At 70.3% G+C, this 16,603-nt stretch carries 14 protein-coding genes; 6 read left to right on the top strand and 8 right to left on the bottom strand.

Annotation, left to right across the window (positions count from 1 at the left end; translation table 11 throughout):
• Nucleotides 1–56: 56 nt before the first annotated feature.
• Nucleotides 57–2,393, bottom strand: a complete 2,337-nt coding sequence (locus OIE49_RS22810) for a transglycosylase domain-containing protein (RefSeq protein WP_326803903.1) — start codon at nt 2,391–2,393, stop codon at nt 57–59.
• 334 nt (nt 2,394–2,727) lie between these two features.
• Here OIE49_RS22810 and OIE49_RS22805 point away from each other — a divergent pair, with 334 nt between their 5' ends.
• From OIE49_RS22805 to OIE49_RS22795, 3 genes are all read left to right on the top strand, one after another.
• Nucleotides 2,728–3,252: a PadR family transcriptional regulator gene (locus tag OIE49_RS22805; protein WP_326803902.1), complete on the top strand. Its 525-nt coding sequence runs from the start codon at nt 2,728–2,730 to the stop codon at nt 3,250–3,252.
• Nucleotides 3,249–3,938, top strand: a complete 690-nt coding sequence (locus OIE49_RS22800) for an ABC transporter ATP-binding protein (RefSeq protein WP_326803901.1) — start codon at nt 3,249–3,251, stop codon at nt 3,936–3,938. The genes OIE49_RS22805 and OIE49_RS22800 overlap by 4 nt, the downstream gene beginning before the upstream one ends.
• Before the next feature lie 68 nt (nt 3,939–4,006).
• Nucleotides 4,007–6,307 carry an ABC transporter permease gene (locus OIE49_RS22795; protein ID WP_326803900.1) on the top strand — a complete coding sequence of 767 codons (2,301 nt, stop codon included), beginning with the start codon at nt 4,007–4,009 and terminating at the stop codon, nt 6,305–6,307.
• 42 nt (nt 6,308–6,349) lie between these two features.
• Here the strand turns inward: OIE49_RS22795 and OIE49_RS22790 are convergent, their stop codons facing one another.
• Nucleotides 6,350–7,309 (bottom strand): hydrogen peroxide-inducible genes activator, encoded by a 960-nt coding sequence (locus OIE49_RS22790; RefSeq protein WP_326803899.1) that lies wholly within the window; start codon nt 7,307–7,309, stop codon nt 6,350–6,352.
• 133 nt (nt 7,310–7,442) lie between these two features.
• Between OIE49_RS22790 and OIE49_RS22785 the strand changes: the two genes are divergently transcribed.
• Entirely contained in the window at nt 7,443–7,997 is a 555-nt protein-coding gene (locus OIE49_RS22785; RefSeq protein ID WP_100571947.1) for a peroxiredoxin, read from the top strand.
• Nucleotides 7,998–8,001: 4 nt separating this feature from the next.
• A complete protein-coding gene (locus tag OIE49_RS22780) occupies nt 8,002–8,535 on the top strand; it encodes an alkyl hydroperoxide reductase (RefSeq protein ID WP_100571946.1) in 534 nt (177 codons plus the stop codon).
• A gap of 57 nt (nt 8,536–8,592) precedes the next feature.
• On the opposite strand, the gene OIE49_RS22775 is transcribed toward OIE49_RS22780, so the two are convergent.
• From OIE49_RS22775 to OIE49_RS22750, 6 genes are all read right to left on the bottom strand, one after another.
• Nucleotides 8,593–9,972, bottom strand: a complete 1,380-nt coding sequence (locus OIE49_RS22775; protein ID WP_326803898.1) for an AI-2E family transporter — start codon at nt 9,970–9,972, stop codon at nt 8,593–8,595.
• A gap of 132 nt (nt 9,973–10,104) precedes the next feature.
• Nucleotides 10,105–10,818 carry a transglycosylase SLT domain-containing protein gene (locus OIE49_RS22770; RefSeq protein ID WP_326803897.1) on the bottom strand — a complete coding sequence of 238 codons (714 nt, stop codon included), beginning with the start codon at nt 10,816–10,818 and terminating at the stop codon, nt 10,105–10,107.
• A 434-nt stretch (nt 10,819–11,252) separates the two neighbouring features.
• Nucleotides 11,253–12,578, bottom strand: a complete 1,326-nt coding sequence (locus OIE49_RS22765; protein WP_326803896.1) for a PhoH family protein — start codon at nt 12,576–12,578, stop codon at nt 11,253–11,255.
• Between the two features lie 340 nt (nt 12,579–12,918).
• Nucleotides 12,919–13,692: an isoprenyl transferase gene (locus OIE49_RS22760; RefSeq protein WP_326803895.1), complete on the bottom strand. Its 774-nt coding sequence runs from the start codon at nt 13,690–13,692 to the stop codon at nt 12,919–12,921.
• A gap of 757 nt (nt 13,693–14,449) precedes the next feature.
• Nucleotides 14,450–15,244, bottom strand: a complete 795-nt coding sequence (locus tag OIE49_RS22755) for a methyltransferase domain-containing protein (RefSeq protein WP_326803894.1) — start codon at nt 15,242–15,244, stop codon at nt 14,450–14,452.
• A gap of 91 nt (nt 15,245–15,335) precedes the next feature.
• The gene (locus OIE49_RS22750; protein ID WP_326803893.1) at nt 15,336–16,082 is read right to left on the bottom strand and encodes an A24 family peptidase; all 747 of its coding nucleotides are present in this window, start codon (nt 16,080–16,082) and stop codon (nt 15,336–15,338) included.
• 137 nt (nt 16,083–16,219) lie between these two features.
• Here OIE49_RS22750 and OIE49_RS22745 point away from each other — a divergent pair, with 137 nt between their 5' ends.
• Nucleotides 16,220–16,603 carry a DUF192 domain-containing protein gene (locus OIE49_RS22745; protein ID WP_326803892.1) on the top strand — a complete coding sequence of 128 codons (384 nt, stop codon included), beginning with the start codon at nt 16,220–16,222 and terminating at the stop codon, nt 16,601–16,603.

Here is a 16,603-nt window from a genome sequence, read left to right as displayed (position 1 = left end):
GCCTGGACCGGGCGCCCCTTCGTACTGCTCACCTCGCGGTGATCACCGCATGCCGCTCACTGATCGTTGGGAAGGAGCGGGTTGTCGCTGAGGTCGTCCGTCGGCTCTCTGCTCGACGACGTGTCGCTCGGCGTCTGCGACGGTGTCTGGCTCGGCGTCTGCGACGGCGTCTCACTGGGCGTGTCGCTGGGCGACTCGGACACCGCCGGCGGGCTGCTCGAGGGCGTCTCGGACGGAGTCTCGCTCGGCGACTCGGTGACCGACGGGGACGTGGACGGCTCCACGGCGGCACCCTGCTTGGTGTCCAGGTCGAACTTGGTGACGTCACCCATCACGTCGAAGGTGTACGCGGCCCAGATCCTCGCGGGGGGCCCACCGCCGTTGACGCGCGGCTCGCCGAGTGCCTCGTACAGCGGAACGTGCTGGCCGTTCTTGGCCAGATCCTCGCCGAACAGGCCGACCGAGGTGACCAGGCCCGGCGTGTAACCGGTGAACCAGGCCGACTTGTTCTGGTCGGACGTACCCGTCTTGCCCGCGACCTGCTGGCCGTTGCGCTGCGGATTGTCCCGCACCGACGTCTTGGCCGTACCGTCGTCGACCACGCCGGTCAGCACGGAGGTGACCGTGTCGGCGGCCTCGCGGCTGATGACCTGATCGCCGATCGGGTCGGCCATCTTGATCGTACGGTCCTTCTGCTCGGCCGACTTGACGATGGTCGGGGTGACCTTCCTGCCGTGGTTGTCGAGAGTGGCGTAGATCCCGGCCATCTCCAGCGGGCTGGCGCCCATGGAACCCAGTGTCTGGGCCGGTACCGACTGCATGCCCTTGGTGTCCATGCCGAGCTTGCGGGCGACGTCCATCACGTTGTCCATGCCCACGTCGACGCCCATCTGCGCGAAGACGGAGTTGACGGACTGGTTCATGGCCCTCTGGACCGTGATGTTCCCGTAGTTCTGATCGTCCTCGTTGGGCGGGCCGAAACCGACCTTGGTGCCTTTGTCCACGACCTGGCGGCCGCTGGTGCCGTCGTAGACGGTGTTCGCGGCGATCGGCCGGCCGTCCTGGGTCCTGGAGTCCTCGTCCAGCGCCGCGGCCAGGATGACCGGCTTGAAGGTGGAGGCCGGCTGGTAGTCCCGCCGGGTCGCGTTGCTGAAGTAGTGCTTCAGGTAGTCCTCGCCGCCGTACAGGGCGACGACGTACCCGGTCTTCGGGTCGACGGAGACGGCGCCGGCCTGGACGTGCTTGTCCACCGGCCGCTTCTTCGGTTCGAGCTTGCTGGTGAGCTGCGCCTTGACCGCCTCCTCCAGCGCGACCTGCTTCTTCTTGTCGATGTTCAGGGTGATGTTCCAGCCCTGGCCTTCGACCAGTCGCTCCGCCTGGGCCTGCGTCAGGTCCTGGTCCTTCATCAGCTGCTGTTCGAGCTGGTGGTTGGCCAGCGCGATCAGGTAGCCCTTCTGGCCGTCCCGTCCCGGAGCGGGCCGGGGCTCCTTGGGGACGGGGAACTTCATGGCCTGCCGCTTGCCGGCGTTCAGCCAGTCCTGCTTGACCATGTTGTCCAGCACGTAGTTCCAGCGCTCCTGCGCGAGCCGCTTGCCGGTGTCGCTCGCGACGGCCCAGTCGTACTGGCTCGGCGCCTGCATCAGGGCGGCGAGGTAGGCCCCCTGCTGGACGGTGAGGTCCTTGGCGTCGACGCGGTAGTAGGCCTGCGCGGCGGCCTGGATGCCGTAGGCGCCCCGGCCGTAGTAGCTGGTGTTGATGTAGCCGGCGAGGATGTCGTCCTTCGACATCCGCTGGTCCACCTTCAGCGAGATGACCAGTTCCTTCAGCTTGCGCGTGACGGTCTGGTCCTGGTTGAGGTAGAAGTTCTTGACGTACTGCTGGGTGATCGTCGATCCGCCCTGCGCGCCCTTGCCGCTCAGCGTGTTGAGCAGACCGCGGGCGGTGCCCCTCAGGTCGACGCCGTTGTCGCTGTAGAAGGTCTTGTTCTCGGCCGCGACGAAGCAGTGCTGGACGGCCTTGGGCACCTTGGACAGGTCCACCATCTCGCGGTTGACCTCGCCGGTACGGGCCAGGACCGAGCCGTCGCTGTACTTGTAGACGTTGCTCTGGAGCTGCGCGTCGGGGTTGCCCTCCGGTACGTCCACCACCAGATACAGCACGATGAAGGAACCTATGCCCAGCAGGCAGACGCCGAGGAAGGCGCCGAGGATCTTCTTCCAGGTGAACAGGCGGCGTATGCCGCCCTTCCCCTTGGCCGGCCGGGCGGCCCTGCGTGCCGCGGCCCTGCCGCCGCCCTCGGGTCCTATGCCGGCGGCCGGTGTCCCGGACGGGCGCTGGGGCGCCGCGCGGCCGCCACCGCGCTGTCGCGCTCGTCTCTCTTCCGCTCGCCCCATGGGTCCGTACGCTCCGCTTCCGTCTCGGCTGTCACTCAGATGCGTGGTCCAGGTCAGCTCAGAAAACTAACACCGCTGCCTATGACAAAGGCCCGCTGATCCGCCCCATTACGGACGTGACAATCAGCACCTGTCCCACTGGAACCGACGTTCCAGGAGCGCCGAGGGTTGCCATCGGGCGATGAAGTGTTGCCACCCGGACGGACAGGGACGGCCGACCGCCTCGTAGCAGAACCGTGACAATTGCCCCCCACCTGCGCGATCGTCGCTTCCGTCACGCCGTGGACACGCGGTGTATACATGTCGCGTATACACACTGTGTACAGTCCTCGGCATGTCCATCGGTCACACACTCCTGGGGCTCCTTGAGTCCGGCCCGCGTCACGGTTACGACCTGAAGCGGGCCTTCGACGAGAAGTTCGGTCACGACCGGCCGCTGCACTACGGCCAGGTCTACTCGACGATGTCCCGCCTGCTGAAGAACGGACTCGTCGAGGTCGACGGGATCGAGGCAGGCGAGGGCCCCGAGCGCAAGCGGTACGCGATCACCGAAGCCGGCGTCACCGACGTCGAGCAGTGGCTCGCCACTCCGGAGAAGCCGGAGCTGTACCTGCAGTCGACGCTCTACACCAAGGTCGTCCTGGCGCTGCTCACCCACCGCGACGCCGCCTACGTCCTCGACACCCAGCGCGCCGAGCACCTGCGCAGCATGCGGATCCTGACCGAGCGCAAGCGCAACGGGGATCTCGCCGACCAGCTCATCTGCGACCACGCCCTGTTCCACCTCGAGGCCGACCTGCGCTGGCTGGAGCTGACCGCGGCCCGTCTCGACAAGCTCCGTGAGGCGGTGGCCCGATGACCCCTCCCCCCGGCTCCCTGCTGACCGCCGAGAATCTGCACAAGGCCTACGGCCCCACCACCGCCCTGGACGGCGCCGGGTTCTCCATCCACGCCGGCGAGGTCGTCGCCGTGATGGGTCCCTCCGGCTCGGGCAAGTCCACGCTGCTGCACTGCCTCGCCGGGATCGTCACCCCCGACTCGGGTTCGATCACCTACGACGGCCGTGAGCTGTCGACCATGAACGACGCCCAGCGCAGTGCGCTCAGGCGCTCGGAGTTCGGCTTCGTCTTCCAGTTCGGCCAGCTGGTGCCCGAGCTGACCTGCGTGGAGAACGTGGCCCTGCCGCTCCGGCTGAACGGCACCTCCCGCAAGGAGGCCGAGCGGACGGCACTGGAGTGGATGCGCCGGCTGGAGGTCGACGACCTGCGCAAGAAGCGTCCCGGTGAGGTCTCCGGCGGCCAGGGCCAGCGCGTCGCGGTGGCCCGGGCCCTGGTCACCGACCCGCGCGTCCTGTTCGCCGACGAACCGACCGGCGCACTGGACTCGCTCAACGGCGAGCGCGTGATGGAACTGCTCACGGAGGCCGCCCGGTCGTCCAACGCGGCGGTCGTCCTCGTCACGCACGAAGCACGGGTCGCCGCGTACTCCGACCGCGAGATCGTCGTGCGGGACGGCAAGTCCCGGGACATGGAGCGCGTCGTATGAGCGTGCGATGGGGGCACCTCCCTGCTCGAGCGCAGTCGAGAGCTTGGGGGAGGGCCCGCGACCTGAGCATGGGGGCCCGGTTCGCGTTCACGGGGGGACGCGAGGGATGGCTCCGGGTCGCGCTCACGGCGGTCGGCGTCGGACTCGGCGTGGCACTGCTGCTGCTCACGACCGCGATACCGAGCGCGCTGTCGGTACGGCACGAGCGGAGCGAGGCCCGCGAGGACTACACCTACAGCCAGAACCCCCCGCCGAAGGCCGACGACACCCTGGTGATCGCGGACGTCGACACGACGTACCACGACAAGGAGGTGCGCGGACGGCTGGTGGAGCCCGAGGGGCCGCGGGCGCCGCTCCCCCCGGGAGTGGCCGCGTACCCGAAGACGGGCGAGATGGTGGTCTCCCCCGCGCTCAAGGAACTGCTCGACTCCGGCTCCGGACGGCTGCTGCGCGAGCGGCTGCCGTACCGCGTGACCGGCACGATCGCCGAGAGCGGGCTCATCGGCTCCCGCGAACTGGCCTACTACGCGGGCGTGGAGAACCTGGCGCCGCGCATCAACGGCTGGCAGGTGGCCCGGATCGCCGAGTTCGGCAGTCCGCAGCGGACGGAGCGCTCGGATCCGGTGCTGCTGCTGCTCGTGATGGTCGTCTTCGTGGCGCTGCTGATGCCGGTCGCCGTGTTCATCGCCGCGGCGGTGCGGTTCGGAGGCGAGCAGCGCGACCGCAGGCTCGCCGCGCTCCGGCTGGTCGGCTCCGACGGCCGGATGACCCGACGCATCGCGGCCGGCGAGGCGATGGCGGGCGCGTTGCTCGGGCTGGTCTTCGGCACGGTCTTCTTCCTGATCGGACGTCAGGTCGCCGGGTCCGTCGAGGTCGTCGGCATCAGCGTCTTCCCCAGCTACCTCAACCCCTCCCCCTGGCTGGCCGCGCTGGTCGCGGTCGCGGTGCCGGCCGCGGCGGTGCTGGTCACCCTGCTGGCGCTGCGCGGAGTGGTCATCGAGCCGCTGGGCGTGGTGCGCACGGCGAAGCCCCCGCGGCGCAGGCTGTGGTGGCGGCTGCTGCTCCCGGTCGTGGGGCTGGGGATGCTCTACCCGATGTTCGGCCAGGGCCGCGGCAACGGGGACTTCAACCAGTACCTGGTGATCGGCGGCGTGACCCTGCTGCTGATCGGGGTGACCGCGCTGCTGCCGTGGGTCGTGGAGACGGTCGTCGGCCGGCTCGGCGGCGGTGGAGTGGCCTGGCAACTGGCCGTACGGCGGCTCCAGTTGAGCAGCGGTACGGCGGCACGGCTGGTCAGCGGCATCGCGGTCGCGGTGGCCGGGGCGATCGCGCTCCAGATGCTCTTCGCCGGGATCCAGGGCGACTACACCAAGGAATCCGGAAAGAACCTCCACCGGGCCCAGATGGAGGTGAGCGCGCCGCGGGGCATCTCGCTCACCGGTACCGGCGAGAAGTTCTCGGCCACGAAGGGCGTGCGGAAGGCCACGGTGCTGTCACAGAGTTCGGTCGCTGACAAGTCCTGGAAGAGCAAGGAGGATCCTGTCTCGGCCACGGTGACGATCGGCGACTGCGCCTCCCTGCGCGAGCTGGCGCGCATGTCCTCCTGCCGCGACGGGGACGTCTTCGCCCTCAGCGGCAGCCAGTTCGACGCCGACACCGTGAAGCTGGCCAAGCCCGGCCGCGAGCTGCACTTCGCCATGTCCTCGGGCATGGAGGAGAACGATGTTCCGTGGACCGTCCCGGCCACCGTGAAGCCCGCCCGCTCGGTCGAGGACCCCATGGGGGAAAGGCGCAGCGGCCTGCTGGTGACACCGGCCGCGGCGCCCCCGGGGACGGACACGACGTCCTGGGGACAGATCTACCTGTCGCTCGACCGGTCGGTCCCGAACGTGCACGAGTACGTGCGCAACACGGCGGCGGCGATCGACCCGATGACGGGCGCGCACGTGTGGGTCGCCGCCGAGGAGTCGAAGAAGTTCGCCTCCATCCGCACCGGCCTGTTCGTCGGCGCGACCTGTGTGCTGCTGCTGATCGGGGCGAGCCTGCTGGTGTCGCAGCTGGAGCAACTGCGGGAGCGCAAGAAGCTGCTGTCGGCGCTGGTCGCCTTCGGCACCCGGCGGCGCACGCTGAGCCTGTCGGTGCTGTGGCAGACGGCGATCCCGGTCATGCTCGGACTGCTGCTGGCCGCGGCGGTGGGGATGACGCTGGGAGCGGTGCTGCTGAAGATGACGGGCACGACGGTGGCCGTGCACTGGCCGAGCGTGCTGGCGATGACCGGCATGGGCGCGGGTGTCGTCCTCACGGTCACCCTGCTCAGCCTTCCGCCGCTGCTGCGCCTGATGCGCCCCGAGGGCCTGCGCACGGAGTGATCAAGCGGGAGTGATCCGGGACCGGGCCCCCGCACCCGGGGCTCAGTCCCGGTCGCCGTCCAGCACCCGCACCGGCAGGAGCCGCAGGTCCGCGCGCAGGGCGGCGGCCAGTTCCCGGTACTCGGCGCCGCGGGCCGCGCCGCCGCGCATGGCCAGGGCGATGCGGCGGGAGGGGGCGGGGTCGGCGAAGCGGCCGGTGAGGAGCCGGCTGCTGCGGGAGGTCTCGACCGTGAGGGCGGTGCGGGGCAGCAGGGTGCAGCCGAGGCCGCCGGCGACGAGCTGGACGAGGGTGGACAGGCCCGCGGCGGTCGTCGACACCGGCGCGTTCTCGCGCCCGGCCTCGCGGCAGATGTCGAGCGCCTGGTCGCGCAGGCAGTGCCCCTCGTCGAGCAGCAGCAGATTGAGCTCCTTCAGGGCTTCGCGCGGTATGCCCGCTCGGCCGCCGAGCCGGTGGCCGAGCGGGGTCACCAGGACGAAGTCCTCGTCGAACAGCGGGAGTTCGACGACGCCGGGCACGGCGAGAGGTACGGCGAGGAGCAGCAGGTCGAGCCGTCCGGCGGCGAGCCCGTCCAGCAGGCTGGCGGTCTGCTCCTCGTGGACCTGGAGGTCGAGGTCGGGGTAGCGGTCGTGGACGAGCCGCAGCACGGTGGGCAGCAGATAGGGCGCGACGGTGGGGATCACACCGAGCCGCAGCACGCCGGTGAAGGGCGCCCGGACGGCCTCGGCCTCCTCCAGCAGGGCGCCGATGCCGTCGAGCACGACCCTCGTCCGGACGGCGAGTCGCTCACCGGCGGGTGAGAGCAGCACCTTGCGCGTCGTACGCTCCAGCAGCGTGACACCGAGTGCCTCCTCCAGCGAGGAGACGGCCCCGGAGAGGGCCGGCTGGCTCATGCCGATCGCCGCGGCGGCGTCCCGGAAGTGCAGATGCTCCGCGACGGCGGCGAAGGCGCGCAACTGGGAGAGGGTAGGCTGCCTGCGCTTTCCGAGATTACCCACGGTCACTGATAACTACCTCCGATCAACCCGACCGAGTGTAGCTATTTCTGTAATCAATGCACCGTGTGCCAACATCAGCATCGTCCAACCCATGGGAAACGCCAGCACGACCGGTGTTTCCTCGCTGCAAGGAGAGCACGTGCTCACTGTCGGTGACAAGTTCCCCGAGTTCGAACTGGCTGCCTGCGTCTCGCTGGAGAAGGGCAAGGAGTTCGAGACGATCGACCACAAGACCTATGAGGGCAAGTGGAAGGTCGTCTTCGCCTGGCCCAAGGACTTCACCTTCGTGTGTCCCACCGAGATCGCCGCCTTCGGGAAGCTGAACGACGAGTTCGCCGACCGTGACGCCCAGGTCCTCGGCTTCTCCGGCGACTCCGAGTTCGTGCACCACGCCTGGCGCAAGGACCACGACGACCTGCGTGACCTGCCGTTCCCGATGATGGCGGACTCCAAGCACGAGCTGATGCGCGACCTCGGCATCGAGGGTGAGGACGGCTTCGCCAAGCGCGCGGTCTTCATCGTCGACCAGAACAACGAGATCCAGTTCTCCATGGTGACGGCGGGCTCGGTCGGCCGTAACCCCAAGGAGGTCCTGCGGGTCCTGGACGCCCTCCAGACGGACGAGCTGTGCCCCTGCAACTGGACCAAGGGCGACGAGACCCTCGACCCGGTCGCTCTGCTGGCGGGTGAGTGACCCCATGTCCCTGGACTCCCTGAAGTCCGCCGTCCCGGACTACGCCAAGGACCTGAAGCTCAACCTGGGCTCGGTCATCGGCAACAGCGACCTGCCCGCGCAGCAGCTGTGGGGCACGGTGCTGGCGACGGCGATCGCCTCGCGCTCGCCGATCGTCCTGCGTGAGCTGGAGCCGGAGGCGAAGGCGAACCTGTCGCCGGAGGCGTACACCGCGGCGAAGGCCGCGGCGGCCGTCATGGCGATGAACAACGTCTTCTACCGCACCCGCCACCTCCTGTCCGACCAGGAGTACGGCACCCTGCGGGCCGGTCTGCGGATGAACGTCATCGGCAACCCCGGCGTCGACAAGGTCGACTTCGAGCTGTGGTCCTTCGCCGTCTCCGCCATCAACGGCTGCGGCATGTGCCTCGACTCCCACGAGCAGGTCCTGCGCAAGGCCGGCGTGGAGCGCGAGGTCGTCCAGGAGGCGTTCAAGATCGCCGCGGTGGTCCAGGCCGTCGCGACGACCCTCGACGCGGAAGCGGCCCTCGCGCAGTAACGCGCACCGCACGGCCGAACCCCGTCCACCCCTGGGGGTGGACGGGGTTCGCCGGTTTCAGCTCGGTTCGGAACCGCCCGGATCGTGACTCCGCGAGCCGGACGCCACGGTGGCCGGCTGCGCGGGAGCCGCCGCGGGCACCCGTGCCTGACGCCGCTCCTGTTCCCGCGCGTAGGCCCGCAGATACCCGACCACCGTGTTCGTCACCGCGACCAGCGGCACCGCCACCACCGCGCCGCCGATCCCCGCGATCAGCCCGCCCGCGGCGACCGAGAGGACCACCGCCAGCGGGTGGACCCGCACGGCGCGACCGAGGATGAACGGCTGCAGCACATGGCCCTCGAGCTGCTGCACCAGCAGCACCACCACCAGGACCATCACCGCGGTGAAGACCCCCTGGGTGACCAGGGCCACGACCACCGCCAGCGCGCCCGACATCACGGCGCCCACCAGCGGGATGAAGGCGAACAGGAAGATGAAGACGGCCAGCGGCACCGCCATCGGCACATTGAGGAAGTAGATCCCGAGGCCGATGAAGATCGCGTCGATCAGCGCCACGATCACCGTGCCGCGCACGTACGCGGTCAGTGTGCGCCAGGCCTGCGGGCCGGCACCGGCCACGCCCGGACGCGCCGCCGCCGGCACCAGCTTCAGCGTCCACTCCCAGATGCGCCTGCCGTCGTACAGCAGGAACAGTGTGGAGAAGACCGTCAGCAGGATCCCGGTCAGCGCCTCCACGATCACCGTCACGCCCTGGAGGCCGGCCGAGGTGATCTGGTCGGTGTTGGCACCGACCGCGTCCCGCAGGTTCTTCGCTATCTGGTTGATCTGCTTGTCGGTGACATGGAAGGGGCTGTCCAGCAGCCACTTGCGGAGCTGGTCGATGCCGTCCTGGATCTGGTTGGAGAGCGTGTCGATGTTCTCCATGACCTGCCAGGTCACGAACCACCCGATCAGCCCCATGATGACGAAGCCGAGGATCGCGGTGAGCGCGGTGGCCGGCCCGCGCGGCAGTCCGTGCCGCCTCAGCCAGGCCACCGCCGGCTGGAGCAGCGCCGTGATGAGCAGTGCGGTCACGAACGCCAGCACCACCAACTGGATGGCGCTGATGGCGCGCATCAGCACCCACACGGTGCCCGCGAGCACCAGCACCCGCCAGCCGGCCTCCGCGGCCACCCGCACGCCCCACGGCACCGCCTGGGCGGGATCGGGCCGGGCGGCGCCGGCGGTCGTCGTGTCCGGCACGGGCTGGACGTCCACGTCCATGCCCACGTCCACGCCCACGTCCGGCTCCGGCCGGGCGTGATCGGTGGCGTCCATGGGGTCGGGGGGGCCGGCGTGGACCTTCTCCACCTCGGCGCGGCGTTCGTCCAACCGCTCACCCATTTCGGTGAGTCCGGCGCCCAGCCTGCCGAGCCACCCTGGCACTCGCGACATGATCCGTCCTCTTCCCCCGTCTCTCCCCACCACTCCCCCCTGGAGTCGTCCGGTCCGACCGTACAGGGCAACAGCCCCTCCCCCTAAGACGGGGAGGGGCTGCGCGGAGGTTGAGTGCGGCGGTGATCCGGCTCAGTACCAGTGGTTGGCCTGCCAGAAGTTCCACGCGTCGCAGGGGCTGCCGTAGCGGCCGTCCATGTAGCTGAGGCCCCACTTGATCTGGGTGGCCGGGTTGGTCTGCCAGTCGGCGCCCACGGAGGACATCTTGGAGCCGGGCAGCGCCTGGAACAGGCCGTACGCGCCGGAGGAGGGGTTGACCGCCCGGTAGTTCCAGCTCGACTCGTGGTTCACGATGTTGCTGAAGCACTGGAACTGGCCGGCGGGCACCATGGAGCTCGCCATCGCCTGGATCTGCGCGACCGTGTACGAGCTCTGCACCGCGAAGCTGGAGGCGTCGCGGCTCGCGGCACGGCTGGCCGCCGCCTTGAGCTCCTCACGCTCCTTGGCTTCCTTCTCGGCCTTCTCCGCCTCCGCCTTCTTGGCGATCGCCGTCTGGGCGGCGGCCTTGCGGGCGGCCTGCTCGGCCTCCTTCTTGGCGCTCGCGTCCGCGGCGATGGCCTGGGCGTCGGCCTGCTGCACCAGGGACGCGGTCTGTACCTGGGCCTGCTGGCCTACGGGTATGTCCGCGAGAAGCGTCGCGTCGGCTGCCATCGCCTCGGCGTCGTTGTTCTGCGCGGTGCTGCCCGTGGCAACGCCGACGACGCTTCCGACAGCGGTGACCGCGGTGGCTGAGGCCACTGCGAATCCCCGGACCGAGATCCGGCTCACACGGTTTCCTTCCAGCATCGCCCGCTTCGGTGACCCTGGCGGACGCAATCGTGCCCCTGGCACTGGCCTCCCAACTGCGGGGTCACGGGAGGCACGGGCCCGGTGGGCAACTCCCGCGAGGGGAGCGCCGCGTGGTGCTCGGGCGGCATACGACGACGCTATGGAGTTGAAAGCGCGTTGTTTCAGGTGTCCCATACCTCCCCCAGAGCTTAACGCCTGGGTGGTTCCCCCAGGGGGGTACAGATGTGTCGTATGCGGGGCCTGACAGGAGTGAGACTCTGCCGTAATCCAACGCCGCAGGGCAATTCCGAGTTGCGTGTGAAAGCTCACACCTCGTTCGGCTCAGGGGATTTCCCCGAACGCCCGCGAACGCGGACGCCGCCCGGCTAGGCTCAGGCCTTTGCCGGACGGCGCCAACTCCCGTACCACCCCTCCGGAGTGGGCGAATTGGATCAGATGTGCCCGTCCTCCAGCATTTCGGTCACAAGGGCCGCGATCTGGGACCTCTCGGACCGGGTCAGCGTCACGTGCGCGAAGAGCGGATGACCCTTCAGCTTCTCCACGACGGCGACGACACCGTCGTAGCGGCCGACCCGCAGATTGTCCCGCTGCGCCACGTCATGGGTCAGAACCACCCGCGAATTGGCCCCGATCCGGGACAGAACGGTCAGCAGGACGTTCCGCTCCAGCGACTGCGCCTCGTCCACGATCACGAACGCGTCGTGCAGCGAGCGGCCGCGGATGTGGGTGAGCGGCAGCACCTCCAGCATCCCGCGCGCGGTGACCTCCTCGATGACGTCCCGGGACGTGACCGCCGACAGCGTGTCGAAGACCGCCTGTGCCCAGGGGTTCATCTTCTCCGCCTCGGTGCCCGGCAGATAGCCGAGCTCCTGGCCGCCGACGGCGTACAGCGGACGGAAGACCATCACCTTCTGGTGCTGACGGCGCTCCAGGACCGCCTCCAGACCCGCGCACAGCGCCAGCGCCGACTTGCCGGTACCGGCCCGGCCGCCCATCGACACGATCCCGACGTCCGGGTCGAGCAGCAGGTCCAGGGCGATTCGCTGCTCCGCGCTGCGCCCCTTGATGCCGAACGCCTCCCGGTCGCCGCGCACCAGGCGCACCCCGCCCTCGGGCGTGACACGGCCCAGGGCCCTGCCCCTCTCGGACTGGATCGTCAGCCCGGTGTGCACGGGCAGTTCGGCCGCCTCCGGTACGTGGAGGTGCCCCTCCTCGAAGAGAACGTCCACCTGTTCACCCGGCAGGGTGAGTTCGGACATTCCGGTCCAGCCGGAGGAGTCGGTGATGGCGAGTTCCGCGCGGTACTCCTCGGCCAGCAGGCCCACGGAGGACGCCTTGATGCGCAGCGGCAGGTCCTTCGAGACGACGGTGACGTCGTAGCCCTCCGCCTGGAGGTTGCGGGCGACCGCGAGGATGCGGGAGTCGTTGTCCCCCAGGCGGTAGCCGGTGGGCAGCACGCTGGGGTCCGAGTGGTTGAGCTCGACCCGGATCGTTCCGCCGAGGTCCCCGATCGGGATGGGGGCGTCGAGGCGGCCGTGCCGGACCCGGTAGTCGTCCAGCAGGCGCAGGGCCTGCCGGGCGAAGTAGCCGAGTTCGGGATGGTGCCGCTTGGCCTCCAGTTCCGTGACCACGACGATGGGGAGCACGACCTCGTGCTCGTCGAAACGGGTCAGGGCGTTCGGGTCCGCCAGCAGGACGCTGGTGTCGAGGACGTAGGTGCGCCGGTCTGGCTTGTGGCGCTTTGTGCTGGTCACCACGGAAGGACGTACCCCCTCGGATGAGGTCGGGGAGCGACGAGGTGGAGGCCCTGCTGGGCGGGCGGGAACAAGCCGGCCGGCCGGCGGCCCCCGCACACGACGGGCCGTGAACCGGCCCTCCAGGTCTTCGTCCGTGCTGTGACCATACGGTCGGGCTCGTACAAAGGGCCTCCCGGGCGGACGGCCCCGAGCCGCCCGCTGAGATCCGACACCCGTGGTTCGGGTGTCGACCTGTTTGCCTTATGCCCTCGAAGATGCGCCGCCATGCAAATAAGCGGAACGACGCACGAATGAACTCCTCGTGAAGAGGGGGCACCCGGGCGACCGAAGAGGTGTGTCCTCAGCCGCCGTAGCGGCGGCCCCGGGCCGCGTAGTCGCGCAGCGCGCGCAGGAAGTCGACCTTGCGGAAGGCCGGCCAGAAGACGTCGCAGAAGTAGTACTCGGAGTGGGCCGTCTGCCAGATCATGAATCCGGACAGCCGCTGCTCCCCGCTGGTGCGGATCACCAGGTCCGGGTCGGGCTGGGCCTTGGTGTACAGGTGGCGGCCGATCATGTCGATGTCGACGGATTCGGCGAGGTCCTCCATGGAGGTGCCCTGGTCCTGGGCGTCGAGGATCATGGAGCGCACGGCGTCGGCGATCTCCTGCCGGCCGCCGTAGCCGATGGCGACGTTGACGACTATTCCGTCGACGTGCGCGGTGGCCTCCGCGGCCTCCTTGAGAGTGGCCTGCATGACCGGCGGCAACAGGTCCATGGTGCCCACGTGATGGACGCGCCAGCGGCCGTCCGCGGCCAGGGAGCGCACCACGTCCTCAATGATGCCGAGGAGCGGGACGAGTTCTTCCTGGGGCCGGTCGAAGTTGTCCGTGGAGAGCAGCCAGAGCGTGACGACCCCGACGTCCGTCTCACTGCACCAGCCGAGGAACTCCTCGATCTTGTCCGCGCCGGCCCGGTGGCCCTGGGCGGTGGTCGAGCCGGCGGCCTTCGCCCAGCGCCGGTTGCCGTCCATGATGACGCCGATGTGCTTGGGCACCTGAGCGGGGTCCAGGTGGCCCTCCACCCGGCGTGCGTACAGCCTGACCAGCAGGCCACGCAGCTTGTCGCGCAGGTTCACGTGTTCGTCAGCCCCTCCGTATGGACGGACAGGCGCGGCCGGGGGCGTTCCCTGTCCGTGCGGCGGCCTGGTCCGTATGGCGGTCCCCGGGGGCGAAGCCTACCCCCGGCGATCCCAGCGTCCCTCAACAGGGCGCTGTGCGCGCCCTGGTGCGTCGGACGCGCCACAGCGGGCGTGTGCGCGGGACGTGCGCATCGGACGCGACCCTCGCGGCGGACGCGGTGGACGCTGGGGGCAAAGAAAACGGGCCGGTCCGTGGGGGGGAGACGGACCGGCCCGAGGGGGGGTTTCCACCATAACCCTTCGTAAGGGCTGCCGTGTGCCCAGACGCGACAAAACTACTCTCCGAAGTCATGCAGCGACGCATGGAGAGCGTGCGGGAACCCTGGAATCCGTCATTCCGCCCCTGGTCATGACCGGATCCCGACGGAATCGACGACAAAAAGGTCAGGCTCCGATGAGAAGCGAAGAAGCTCCGCCCTTTGGGGGCCGCACGGCGTGTTGCCCCGAATCCCTCCCAGGGGCGACCCGCCCGCGAACGCCCGCTTGACGCCGGCGGCACCGCCCCGCACCGACCCCCCGGGCCGGGCGGATACCGCCCCCAGGGGCCGCGCGCCGCGCAGTCCCCTCCACCACGCGGCACCGACCGCGTGACTTTGCTCACGCGAATTCCCTTGGTCTGAACTTTACGTGCGCTGAAAGGGTGACGCGAGGGGCAGGCGGTAACGATGTGAAAACAGGCGCCCCGGTCGCGCGTTCACCCCGACCTGCGGGCCTCGAAGAGGTGACGCGTGCTGTGTGCCACGAACGGTCCGCGCGACTCGATCCGTTCGTGCAGCGCCCGCAACCGGGGCTCGTACGCCTCGACCGTGAACCCGGGAACCATCCAGACCACCTTGCGCAGGAAGTGCACGACGGCGCCGATGTCGTGGAACTCCACGCGGAGCCGTTCGGCGCACAGGTCGACGACTTCAAGACCGGCCGCCCGCGCGGCGGCGCGCTCGTGGTCGGGGTGGCGGCCCTCGCGCGACTCCTCAGGTTGGGGCCCGAGGAAGTACTCGACGAGTTCGAAGACGCTGCCGGGTCCGACGTGCTGCGCGAAGTAGGTCCCGCCGGGTTCGAGGACGCGGGCGATCTCGCCCCAGTGGGGGCGTACGGGGTGCCGGCTGACGACGAGGTCGAAGGCCGCGTCGGCGAACGGCAGCGGCGCGTCCTCCGGCGAGTCGACGACCACGACGCCACGCGGGCGGAGCAGTGCGGTCGCCCCGGCCACGTTCGGCGGCCAGCCCTCGGTGGCGGCGAGCAAAGCGGGCGCGGCCGCGGCCCGTCCGAGCGCGAAGTCGAGGACCTCCCCGCCGCCGGTCTGCACGTCGAGCACGGCGCGGGCCCCGGCCAGCCGGGCGGCCATCGAGACGGCGTACCCCCAGGAGGGCCGCTGTTCCGTGGCCCGGCCCGCGAACCACGAGAAGTCCCAGCCCTCGGTGGGAACGGCGGCACCCTCGGCGACGAGTTCCTCGAAGGAGCGGCCGGAACGGTGCGGATGGTCCGTCATGCGGGTGATCCTGCCGGAAGACGGTCATCCGCCGCCTCCCCATTACGGGCCGGGCCCGTCCGGCCGGCTGAAGGACCGTCCCTCCCTGCCCTCACGTCGCCGCGAACGCGCCCAGCAGTACCCCCGTCAGGGCCCCGCCGAGCATGAACGGCCCCAGTGCGATGGCCGACTTGCGGCCGGCCCGGCGCAGTACCACCAGACCCAGGCCGTAGCCGGCGCCGTAGAGCAGACCGGCGAAGGCGCCGACGACGAGGACCGGCCAGCCGTACCAGCCGAGGGCCGCGCCGAGCGCCAGGGCGAGCTTGACGTCGCCGAAGCCCATGCCGGCCGGGTTGACCAGGAACAGCACGAAGTACGCGGCGCCCAGGGCGAGTCCGCCGAGCAGGGCGGTGGGCCAGGAGCCCGCGGCGGCGGGCAGTACGGCGGCGGCTCCGAGCAGGGCGGCGGTCGCGGCGGCCAGCGGCAGCGTCAGCACGTCCGGGAGCCGGTGCACACGGAGGTCGACGAGCGCCAGCAGCACGCCGACCGGCGCGGCGAGCAGCCATACCGCCGCCTCGGGGCGGGGCCCGGTGGCCGCGGCGAGCGCGGCGCAGACGAGCGCGGTCACGACGGCGGTCACCCGGGCGCTCGGCCCGTACGCTCCGCATCCGGCCTCCGCGCCCGTGCAGCGGGCCCGGCCCACCCAGCCGCCGAACGCGCCGGTGATCGGATGCCCGTCAGGACACCGGGCGCTCCACGGCTCCCCGGCGCCGACCGACAGCCGGTGGGCGGCCCGGGGCAGCAGCAGCCCGGTCCCCGCGCCCCACAGCGCGGCCACGACGGTCACAAGTACGCGCACCCCGGGACCCTAACCGCGGCGGGCGCGCGGGGCATGGGCCCGTGGACCCATGCGGGGCCCACCGCCCCGCCGATACGGTCGGTCGGCAGCGCACAGGACGCACGGGACGTAGAGGACTCAGGGGAGGGCGGCTCGGCATGGGACGACGCCGGCGCGACGGGCGGGGCAGGCTGATCGTGCACGGTGCGGCGCCGGTGACGGTCCCGCTGGAGCTGGCGACCTCCTACCGGGCCCGCACCAAGGGCCTGCTGGGCCGTGACGCGGTTGACGGCGCGATCCTGCTCTCCCCCGCCAACAACGTGCACACCTTCCGCATGCGCATCCCGATCGACGTCGCCTACCTCGACCGCGACCTGCGCGTCCTCACCGTCGTCACCATGAGTCCGAACCGGCTCGGTCTGCTCCGCCCGCGCTCCCGCCATGTGCTGGAGGCGGAGGCCGGGGCGATGGCGGGGTGGGGGCTGCGGGCGGGGGTGCTGGTGACGGTGGAGGACGAACAGAGGCCGATGGAGGGCGAGTAG

It is taken from the genome of Streptomyces sp. NBC_01788 (assembly GCF_035917575.1).
GTDB lineage: Bacteria > Actinomycetota > Actinomycetes > Streptomycetales > Streptomycetaceae > Streptomyces.
Note: the sequence above shows the minus strand (reverse complement) of the source record. Positions and strands in the feature narration are given on the sequence as shown.

Excerpts from the sequence above, each read along its gene's own strand:
- OIE49_RS22745 (WP_326803892.1), top strand. The coding sequence starts at position 16,220 with ATGGGACGACGCCGGCGCGACGGGCGGGGCAGGCTGATCGTGCACGGT.
- OIE49_RS22795 (WP_326803900.1), top strand. The coding sequence starts at position 4,007 with ATGGGGGCCCGGTTCGCGTTCACGGGGGGACGCGAGGGATGGCTCCGG.
- OIE49_RS22810 (WP_326803903.1), bottom strand. The coding sequence starts at position 2,393 with ATGGGGCGAGCGGAAGAGAGACGAGCGCGACAGCGCGGTGGCGGCCGC.
- OIE49_RS22800 (WP_326803901.1), top strand. The coding sequence starts at position 3,249 with ATGACCCCTCCCCCCGGCTCCCTGCTGACCGCCGAGAATCTGCACAAG.
- OIE49_RS22755 (WP_326803894.1), bottom strand. The coding sequence starts at position 15,244 with ATGACGGACCATCCGCACCGTTCCGGCCGCTCCTTCGAGGAACTCGTC.
- OIE49_RS22805 (WP_326803902.1), top strand. The coding sequence starts at position 2,728 with ATGTCCATCGGTCACACACTCCTGGGGCTCCTTGAGTCCGGCCCGCGT.
- OIE49_RS22770 (WP_326803897.1), bottom strand. The coding sequence starts at position 10,818 with ATGCTGGAAGGAAACCGTGTGAGCCGGATCTCGGTCCGGGGATTCGCA.
- OIE49_RS22775 (WP_326803898.1), bottom strand. The coding sequence starts at position 9,972 with ATGTCGCGAGTGCCAGGGTGGCTCGGCAGGCTGGGCGCCGGACTCACC.
- OIE49_RS22780 (WP_100571946.1), top strand. The coding sequence starts at position 8,002 with ATGTCCCTGGACTCCCTGAAGTCCGCCGTCCCGGACTACGCCAAGGAC.